The organism is Photobacterium sp. SP02 (assembly GCF_038519165.1).
Classification (GTDB): Bacteria; Pseudomonadota; Gammaproteobacteria; order Enterobacterales; family Vibrionaceae; genus Photobacterium; species Photobacterium halotolerans.
Window position 1 is genome coordinate 1 of the sequence record NZ_JASJOJ010000104.1, and the last position, 7,918, is coordinate 7,918.

7 protein-coding genes and 2 pseudogenes are annotated in these 7,918 nt (G+C 49.7%); 6 read left to right on the top strand and 3 right to left on the bottom strand.

Translation table 11 applies throughout. The features are described 5' to 3' along the window. Positions 1-545 (bottom strand): annotated as a pseudogene (locus P0Y67_RS21890) (alpha-amylase family glycosyl hydrolase); the annotation flags it as partial. A gap of 253 nt (positions 546-798) precedes the next feature. On the opposite strand from P0Y67_RS21890, the gene P0Y67_RS21895 reads away from it, so the two are divergent. Beyond that, positions 799-1,089: a YkgJ family cysteine cluster protein gene (locus P0Y67_RS21895; protein ID WP_081669315.1), complete on the top strand. Its 291-nt coding sequence runs from the start codon at positions 799-801 to the stop codon at positions 1,087-1,089. A gap of 232 nt (positions 1,090-1,321) precedes the next feature. Here the strand turns inward: P0Y67_RS21895 and P0Y67_RS21900 are convergent, their stop codons facing one another. Together P0Y67_RS21900 and P0Y67_RS21905 are read right to left on the bottom strand one after the other, a co-directional pair. After that, complete coding sequence (locus P0Y67_RS21900) at positions 1,322-2,065, bottom strand: class I SAM-dependent DNA methyltransferase (RefSeq protein WP_342393581.1); 744 nt, start codon at positions 2,063-2,065, stop codon at positions 1,322-1,324. 219 nt (positions 2,066-2,284) lie between these two features. After that, positions 2,285-4,282 (bottom strand): methyl-accepting chemotaxis protein, encoded by a 1,998-nt coding sequence (locus tag P0Y67_RS21905; RefSeq protein ID WP_342393582.1) that lies wholly within the window; start codon positions 4,280-4,282, stop codon positions 2,285-2,287. A 360-nt stretch (positions 4,283-4,642) separates the two neighbouring features. On the opposite strand from P0Y67_RS21905, the gene hinT reads away from it, so the two are divergent. The 5 genes and pseudogenes from hinT to P0Y67_RS21930 all read left to right on the top strand — a co-directional run. Further along, the gene (hinT, locus tag P0Y67_RS21910) at positions 4,643-4,993 is read left to right on the top strand and encodes a purine nucleoside phosphoramidase (protein WP_027253317.1); all 351 of its coding nucleotides are present in this window, start codon (positions 4,643-4,645) and stop codon (positions 4,991-4,993) included. Between the two features lie 68 nt (positions 4,994-5,061). Next, positions 5,062-6,459: a COG3014 family protein gene (locus P0Y67_RS21915; RefSeq protein WP_342393583.1), complete on the top strand. Its 1,398-nt coding sequence runs from the start codon at positions 5,062-5,064 to the stop codon at positions 6,457-6,459. Next, positions 6,459-6,854: a YcfL family protein gene (locus P0Y67_RS21920; RefSeq protein WP_342393584.1), complete on the top strand. Its 396-nt coding sequence runs from the start codon at positions 6,459-6,461 to the stop codon at positions 6,852-6,854. Before P0Y67_RS21915 ends, P0Y67_RS21920 begins: the two co-directional genes overlap by 1 nt. Positions 6,855-6,924: 70 nt before the next feature. Then, the gene (gene lpoB, locus P0Y67_RS21925) at positions 6,925-7,515 is read left to right on the top strand and encodes a penicillin-binding protein activator LpoB (RefSeq protein WP_342393585.1); all 591 of its coding nucleotides are present in this window, start codon (positions 6,925-6,927) and stop codon (positions 7,513-7,515) included. Next, positions 7,516-7,918, top strand: a pseudogene (locus P0Y67_RS21930) (phosphotransferase); the annotation flags it as partial.

Below are 7,918 nucleotides of genomic sequence, written 5' to 3' on the forward strand. Positions count from 1 at the left end.
GCCATGGCGGCAGCTAAAGCATTGTCATCCAGCAATGCCTGGCTTTTGAAGCGACCTTCCCAAAAGTGGCCAGTGCATTCGTCTTCCTGATTGGCTTTGCTGGCGATGTACTGATTGAGCAGGCGCATGAACCAGCTGATGGAACAAAGCCGATCGCGCCAGGTTTTGATGATGGTTAAGCAAGCAGACTGTTCGGCCTCGGATAAGGCCTCGTGCTTTAAAAACCGCTGAATCAGCGCAGGGGCGCGATGTAAGGTGAGCCAGCGCTCTATAACTTCATGGTTCGAGAGGCGGTGGGCCTGATCCTTGTTGATATGCAAAACGACATGGTAGTGATTACTCATAATGGCGTAGGCGCAAACATCCACACAAAAGACACTGGCAATCCGTTTCAAGCGTTTCTCAACCCACCCCCGCCGGTGTTCATAGCTGGTCTTGGTCAGTTCATCGTAGCCGCAAAGAAAGGAGCGGCGAACACATCGGGAAACGCAATGGTAGTAGGGCGTAGCTTCTATACTGATAAGTTGGCTGCGTGCTGTCGTCATTGGGAGTCACAATAATTGAGCTGGATGAATATACAGTGTATGTCTGTGCTGGCCGAAAAAAGGAGCAAATCACGAAGTGGGGATCTGGGTCAGAATCTCATGAAATTGATGAAGTTGTTTTTTTCTTCAGGTGTCTGTCCTGGTACATCGCTGGTAGATCCCAAAATGGTCCTCATTGTCGCCTGGTCATCTATTTCGGTAAAACGGTGCGAATTAGCGTATTATGTCGTTACTGTATTTGCTGAAGATATTCATGACCATTCCAATAAAAAACATCGCTGTTCCTGAAGTTTCTTGCTCTACTTGTCAGGCTTGCTGTTGCCGCTTAGAAGTTATGATCATTACTGATACTGGCGTTCCAGAACAGCACATTGCCACTGATGAATGGGGTGGTGAAACCATGTTACGCCTGGCCGACGGTTGGTGTTCGGCGCTAAACCGGGAAACTTTTATGTGTACCATCTATGAAAACCGGCCTTGGATTTGCCGGGAATTCGAAATGGGCTCATACGAATGTCGGGATGAAAGAGCAGATTTAGTGTGATTATTGGGAATAAATCAGGATCAGAAGAACAGAGTCTGTATGTCTAAAGCACCTACGGAAAAGTCAGATACAGTATAGGTCGAGGTAAATAGACGCCTTTAAAGCGGGGCCAACATGGGTTTTGGACACCAAGTTGGCCTCTGGGGTAATGAAGCGGTTTTATAGCTGCTGCCGCCAATAAGCCAATCAAATGAACATCACTCACAATCAACGTGAATGATGACCATCAGAGTCAGATTTTCACACAAGCGAAAAGGGCATTGCCTGAGCTGTTATCCCAAGGGATGATTTTTTCATAGTCATGTTCAAAGACATGAACTTCAAAGTAGGGCTGCAGTATGTCTTTTAATTCATTGATAGTGACAGCAACCATGGGGTGTTCGTCATGCCATTGATGGGTTTCTTCAGCCGTGCATTTTTCGATGCTGAGCTTTAACGACTGTTTTTCGCCGTCGCCACAATAATGCCAGCCAGAGTGGAAAGTGAACTGGCTGTCGTCGTGCTGCGCAGTGTGCCTGACAAATAAATCGTTATTGATTTTATCTTTGTCGACCACGTTAAAGCAGAACATCCCCTGATCGCTTAATGCACTGTGCACGCTGGCGATACAGTCTTTCAACTTTTCAATGCCATCGCTGTAATGGATGGAATACAGGAAACAGGTGATCAAGTCGACCGGGGAAGTGATATTGAAATCACTCATGTTTTGTAAAGTGAACTCTGCTTCCGGGCAACGCGTGGCGGCAATATCCAGCATCGGCTGATTAATATCCAGTCCGCTGCTCTGATAGCCATAATCAATGAAATGCCGAACATGCGGTCCTGTTCCGCAGGCCAGATCAAGATGGGTATTTCCGTTGTTACCGAACAATTGATGGAGCCGGCGAATACAGTGGCTTTGGGCCTGGTAATCGATATCGACACACATTAAGTCGTAATAGCCTGAAAGGTCTGTGTATAGGGCGTTGGCGGACATAGTTGCCTGGTAGACTGAGCTGAAATTTTTGGGTGGCGCATAGTAAACCAATCTGCCGCAATTGCGAAGCAGATAAAAGTATCAGTAACTGAGCTTGTCGCTGGTTATGACGGGACAGACACGGTTATGACGCGGTTATGACGAAAAGGGTGTTGGCGGGACAGACACTATAAAAAAGGCCAGAAACTCGTTCTGGCCGTTAGAGCGTTATTGTATTGATCAGAGGGTAAATCGCTGAACCAGGGCGTTTTGCTCTTTGGCCTGGTGATCCAGTTTCAGGCTGGCACTGGTGACGCTTTCCATCGCCGCAAGGTTGGCATCGGCAATTTCACTGATGTCTTCCAGGCTACGGGCAATACTGGCCGTGGTGCTGCGCTGCTCTTCGGTAGCCTGGACTATCTGGCTGCTCATATCGCTGATTTCAATAATGATGGCTTCAATTTCTTCCATCGCGCTGCTGGCTTCTGAGGTCTGGTTGACGCTGTCTTCCATTTCGTTAACGCAGCTTTCAATCACCTGAACCGCCTGGCTTGAGCTGGATTGCAGCTCTTGAATCATGGATTCAATCTCGCCTGTGGAGTCTGTGGTTCTCTGAGCAAGAATGCGCACTTCATCAGCAACGACCGCAAAACCCCGACCTTGTTCACCGGCGCGGGCGGCCTCGATAGCTGCATTCAGTGCCAGCAGGTTGGTCTGATCGGCAATTGTGCGGATCACATCCAGGATACTGCCGATATTACTGCTCATTTGCTGAAGCTGGTTCACCGCTTGCACGGACTGATCCAATTGCTCAGACAATTGATGGGTGGTGGAAATATTACGGCCCATAACTCCACGGCCCGTTGCCGCGGCCGACTCAACATTTTTCACTTTATCCAGAGTGTGCTGGGCACTTTGGGTCACCTGAGCCACAGAATGCTCCATTTCTGTCATTGCTGTCGCTACGGATGCGGTTTGCTGGCGCTGTTCATTCAGACGATCTTTGGCGTCAGCTGTGGTGGTCTGGTTCTGGGTTGCGACTTCCGTCAGTTCGGCAGAGGCATCGCTCAACTGGCTCAGCAGTTGTTGCAGATGATCAGCCAGCGTATTGATGTGGTGGCTCAATTGCCCGAACTCAGCGAATTTGTTGTCTGTGATGCGCTTTGTCATATCGCCTGCTGTCAGTGCTTCCAGTGTGGTGAGGGTGGAAGCCAGCGGTTGTCTGACATTACGCGCCAGGAACCAGCCGATAACAACGGCCAGAAACGCGGCCAGACTGCCTAACAGAACGGTATTTCTCACACCCGTCTGGTAAGACTCACCTGCCTGGGCGATGGCCGTATTCATGTCACCTCTTGCCTGGCTGCGGAAGCTTTCAAGCAAAGAGTTAGCATTGTTAATTTCTGCCGCCAGATTACTGATACTGGTATAGAGGCGTTCCTGAGCCTGAATATAGTTAAAATGCACATCCAGCACACCGCCGGACTGACCTATGTCCTGATTGTATTGCTCAATCGACGAGTCAAAAGTCCGCTTGAGATCTGGGATCATTGAGGTCAGCGTGCGGTAAGAATTGCTGAGATGGTTAACCAGGCGCTTATTGTTTTTTATCGCTTCGTTAATTTTTTCAACATCACTGGATGCCAGAGCATCAGAAGTGATGGCTTCTGTCTGACCGAGTTTGTCGAAGTAACTTTTTGCCAGCATCAGCTCAGACACCCGGCTGCGATCGGCAATCACATCTTTCATCCGCACATTGAGGTCCCGATGCAACTGCTGAAAGCGGCGGATGGATTGCTGACGAGCTTCATTGGCGGCTAACTGATCACGGTAGTTGCTCATGGCAACCTGGGCTTGGGTAAAGTACCTGTCTTCTAATGCTTTCAAGGCTTCCAGCTGGTTGCTCAGCGAAGGGTAGCCCTTCGCGGTATCGATAAGGGTTGCCAGCGTTTGCCTGAAATGATCGTAAGACTCAGTAAACTGACTTTCATACTGCTGCATTCGGTCTTGATCATTAGTGGTCAGAAAATCTTTAAACACTTTGTCGGCGACCAGAAGTTCCACATTGGCCTGACTGGAAATGGTGACTAACGGAACGGACTCGGTGTTTACCGACTCTAATTGCCCATAGATGGTTTTGGTTTCCATCAGCGTCAGTGTGCTGGTGGTCGCGAAGAGGCCGATCATCACGGCGAAACCCGCGTACATACGCCGGATGACAGAAGTCTGTTTTTTCATTGCACTATCGTCCCTAAAACATCCCGGGCCGGACACAGCCCGAGCATTTCCTTGCTTGCCAGTGTGGTTTTTATTCTGAGTGTTATTATTCTGTTACTCATACATCGTTTGCTTCACGACGTAAAATAAGTGTGCCTCAAGCCGTGACCGTGTCATCAAAATATCACCCTAATTTGCTAGGCAGGCGATGTATGAGGATAACCGGATACTCTCTGCACATACTTTGGCAGGTGTAACAAAATGAAGATTTTGCAGTGAAATAGTCGCAGGAAAATTGGTTTAAAACGACGTTCAATATTGCTCTGATTACGCGACTCACGCATACTCGGCAATGGTAGAAATCAAAAGATGGAGAAAGTCATGGCAGAAGAAACTATCTTCAGCAAAATAATCCGTAAGGAAATCCCGGCCGATGTGGTGTATCAGGATGATCTGGTTACTGCATTTCGTGATATTAACCCCCGCGCGCCAAGCCATATCCTGATCATTCCTAATAAGCTGGTTCCAACGGTTAATCATGTGGAAGCGGAAGATGAAGCAATGATGGGGCGTTTGTTTACCGTGGCCCGCAAACTCGCAGAAGCGGAAGGAATTGCGGAAGACGGTTATCGTTTGATTGTGAACTGTAACCCTCACGGTGGACAGGAAGTGTACCACGTTCATATGCACCTGTTGGGTGGACGACCGCTCGGCCCGATGCTGGTTGGTTAAGACGGTGAATCTTCATGGTCTGCCGGCAGCAGAGATTTTGTGGCCGGCCAGATGACAAACAGGATCGAATGAAAAAACATTTCCGGCACAAAACGCTTGTCTTTTTTTGCGCTTTTATTCTCTCAGGCTGTGCCAATTTATCCGGGCACAGCCTGTTCAGCCATTATAGTGCCAGCACAAAATCGAGCAGACAGGCGTTGTATCAAGGCCAGATTCAGGGCGCATTAGACAGCCTGCCTGATGAGCCGGCAGGGGCGATTCTCGACGGCATGGAGCGGGGCAGGCTGACGTTGCTGGCAGGCGATTACACGGCCAGCTTTGCTGCGCTGCAGAAATCGGACAACGCGGTCAAAGAGCAGCAAGATGCTGCCCGGATTCAGGTGTCTGAAGGGTTGAACCAGGCTGGGTCACTGTTCACCAATGACAATATGATCAGCTACCAAGCCACTGATTATGAACTGGGATTTTTGCATTTATATCTTGCGCTGAACTACATTCATAATCGGGACCTGAATGGTGCGCTGGTTGAAATGCGCAGAGCGAATCAGGTTCAGGAAGCGGCCAGACAGCAGCGTGAATCTGAGTTAGCCTCGGCAGAAAATCAGCTGCAAAAAGAGGGGTTGGCAGACAATATCGGCTCGGTGCTGGCGCGTTACCCGAATGCCGGCCAGACGCTGGCAGCGGTGCAGAATGGCTATTTATTCTATCTGTCAGGCATGCTGTATGAGGCGGACGGCAATCTGAATGATGCCTATATCGATTTCAAACGGGCGTTAGCGGTCGCTCCCGATAATCCCTATGTGGCAGAGGCGGTGCAAAGACTGGCTGAGCGGTTGAGCATGAAAGATGATCAGCAGCTGTTGGCCAAAAAGTATGGCCCCTGGCAATCACCTCAGTCAGGAACTGGTCGCCTGATTATTTTAGATGAACAGGGTGTGGTACAGGCTCCCGAAGGCTGGCGTTTGCCGCTTTGGCTCTATGACAGCCAGGGTCAGAGTGTGCTTTACAATCTGGCATTGCCTCATTACCCGCCACGTCCGGCAGTATTGCCGGGTAAACTCAGCCTTAACAACCGGTTACTGACTGCGCCACCTTTGGTCAATGTCGATCAGATGGCGAAACAGAGCCTGAGCGAAACCCTGCCAGTGCGGGTATTGCGCCAGAGCCTGCGAGTGATTGCCAAAGAGCAGGTCAGGCAGTCGGCGGCGCGAAACGGTGATGAAGTCGGTAATGTTTTGGCTAATATATTCAATGCATTAACAGAGCAACCGGATACCAGAAGCTGGCAGACGCTGCCTGCTCAGGTTGCCTTGTACCAGGAAGACTTGCCTCCCGGCAGCCATCAGATTCAATGGCAGGGCAGGTCGGTGGATGCTGAGGTTAAATCAGGCCGTACCACTATGGTCTGGATTTCCCGACAAGGTCAGTCAATGAGTGGCTGGTCGGTGTTATTAGGAGGAAACTGATGAAATATTTTGCGGCAATATTGTTCACTGTGATGATGGCAGCCTGTGCGGATACCACAACCTCTGGTATCAGTATTGATAGCAGTAACCAGTATGTGGTCATTGCTAACCCTTATCTGGCTAACCAGATTGGGATAGAAAAAGCCATTGTCTCGCGTCAGAATGGTTTGCTTCAGGCCGGTGTACCGGTAAACAGCAAGTCAGATACTGATATTAAGTTGCAGTACCGTTTTTACTGGTACGATGCCAAAGGCTTGGAAGTCAGCGGTAGCGAAAGCCCGTGGCGGCAGTTCGTACTGCATGGTAAAGACACAATGACAATCAAAGCCATGGCGAAGAGCGCGGATGTCACCAATTACCGTATTTATATCCGTGAAGCGACCAGTACCTGGTAAGTAAGTTTAGTGGGCTGATTGCAATCACCCCATTATTCCAAGAATGATAAAAACCGATTAAGGGTTAGAAATGAAAAAACGCGTCATAGCTTTAGTGGGCATTGCTGCCCTGATGGGTGGTTGTGCAAAACAGGTGACTTATGGAGATGCTCAGGGGATAGAAACCACGACCTCTGAATTCGGCTCGACTGACCTGCAAAAGATTGCGGAAAACATGACAGACAGCATGCTGGCATCGGGTTCAGTGGGCGCGATCACAGCCGGTAAGCGGCCTATCATAGTGGTGGACAGCATCAAAAATAAAACCAGCGAGCACATTGATACTGAATCGATTACCGATTCAATCAGCACGCGAATGCTCAACTCAGGCAAGTTCCGTTTTGTCGATATGACGCGTGTAGAAGCTGTTCGTAAGCAACTGAATTTCCAGAACAACGATGAACTGGTTAATCAAAGCACGGCGATTCAGTTTGGCAAGATGGTTGGCGCGGAATACATGATGTACGGTAACCTTGCCAGTATCGTGAAGCAATCAGGCAGCGATAAAGACGTGTATTACAAAATGACTATGCGCCTGATGGATCTGGAAACCGGCCTGATCGAGTGGGCAGATGAAACTGAAATCCGTAAGCAGGAAGCCAAACGCTTGCTGGGCTGGTAAGTGCCTGATTCATCGTTTCTTCAGCCGGAAGAATGGCCATTCTCCCGCATTGCTGGTTTCGATGTACTGCATGCCTGCCCTTTAGGGGGCGGGCTCAGTAACCGATGCTGGCGGCTTGTTCTGCACTCCTCTTCCTCATCTGATTTACAAGCGGTCTGGCGTCCTGTCAGCCCGGCCAGTCAGGCATTTGGCGTTGACCGTCAGCAAGAATACCAGCTGCTGTCAGCGATTCAGCCTTGCCGGTTTGCCCCGCAGCCGATTGCACAAACACCGGCCGGTATACTTGTGGAGTGGATAGCAGGAGAGGTTTGTACTCATTCCCCATCACCAGCCGCGCTGATGGCTTTGCAGGCCAAGATTCACCGATTACCTTTGCCCGGCTGGCGGTTAGCCGTGCGTCAGC